This is a genomic window from Candidatus Magnetobacterium casense (genome assembly GCF_019173545.1).
Classification (GTDB): Bacteria; Nitrospirota; Thermodesulfovibrionia; order Thermodesulfovibrionales; family Magnetobacteriaceae; genus Magnetobacterium; species Magnetobacterium cryptolimnobacter.
Genome location: NZ_JABXWD010000799.1, coordinates 1 through 1,021 on the forward strand (window position 1 = coordinate 1; position 1,021 = coordinate 1,021).

2 protein-coding genes are annotated in these 1,021 nt (G+C 50.1%); one reads left to right on the forward strand and one right to left on the reverse strand.

Translation table 11 applies throughout. The annotated features are described in order from the left end of the window. Positions 1–523, reverse strand: a 523-nt coding sequence (locus tag HWQ67_RS19620) for an MBL fold metallo-hydrolase (RefSeq protein ID WP_218254383.1), incomplete at its 3' end; no start/stop codon positions are given. Positions 524–683: 160 nt separating this feature from the next. Here HWQ67_RS19620 and HWQ67_RS19625 point away from each other — a divergent pair. Continuing rightward, the coding region (locus HWQ67_RS19625) for a KdsC family phosphatase (protein ID WP_425340744.1) at positions 684–1,021 on the forward strand (338 nt) is incomplete at its 3' end.

Below are 1,021 nucleotides of genomic sequence, written 5' to 3' on the forward strand. Positions count from 1 at the left end.
TGTCGCTTGAAAACAGCACCCCGTCCTTGGTATCAAACGTGACAAACGCCCCCGGAAAGTGCAGATACGGTGTGTATACAAATTGAAGCAGTCTGCCTCCAATGTCCAGATTCCAGTCGTGTTCCTCCACCAGCCAGAACGGGGTTTTAAGGTCGTAATGTTTAAGCAGTGCAACCGCACGCCAATGTGACACGATGACGGCATCGGTGCGGCTGATCAGTTTATCAATGTCCGGTAATACTGCCGTTATGTCGGGGTCCTGGTGGTGGCAGATAAAGTAGCGTATATTCTTAAAGGGGATAACCTCTTCAATTTTCTGTAAGGTCTGTTTAAAGGTCAGATGTGAGCCGGGATCAATGAGCACCGACTGGTCTGCGTTCTCTATGAGGTAGGGGTGGCATTGAAATGTATCGCCATCCAGATAGTGCCCTACCCACCATACTCTGTCGGCTATCTGTATCGCATGGCTATAATGTTCGGCGCCCAGGTTTAGCATTTCGTCGTAAGTCATAGTCCTGTTCAAAGTCCTCCCTGTTTGTTATCAGCTCTGTGTTTGTGGCTGTCTTACCCCCTATTATAGCAGATTTCTGGTTGACCCCCTGTTTTCTTTTTTTTTGCCACGGTCAAATACGATAGCCCTGTCTCTGCCCCTTCTTTTTCCATGCCCCGTCGGTGTATAATAAATGACAATGGAAATATCTCCCGATATTATAGCCAGGGCCAAAGAGGTCATGGCCGTGGTGCTGGACGTAGACGGCGTGCTCACAGATGGCAGCATTGTCCTGGATGCCCGTGCAGAAGAGATCAAGGCCTTCAACGTCAGAGACGGACAAGGTATCAAGATGCTCCAGAAGGCGGGCATTGTCGTGTGCATAATATCAGGCAGGTCATCCAGGGCCGTTGAGAGTCGGGCATCAGAGCTTGGAATAACGGAGTGCTTCCTGGGGTGTGACCAAAAAGGCGGCGTCTACCAAAAGTTCAAGGCCAGATACCAGCTCAGGGATGAGGAGGTTGCCTGCAT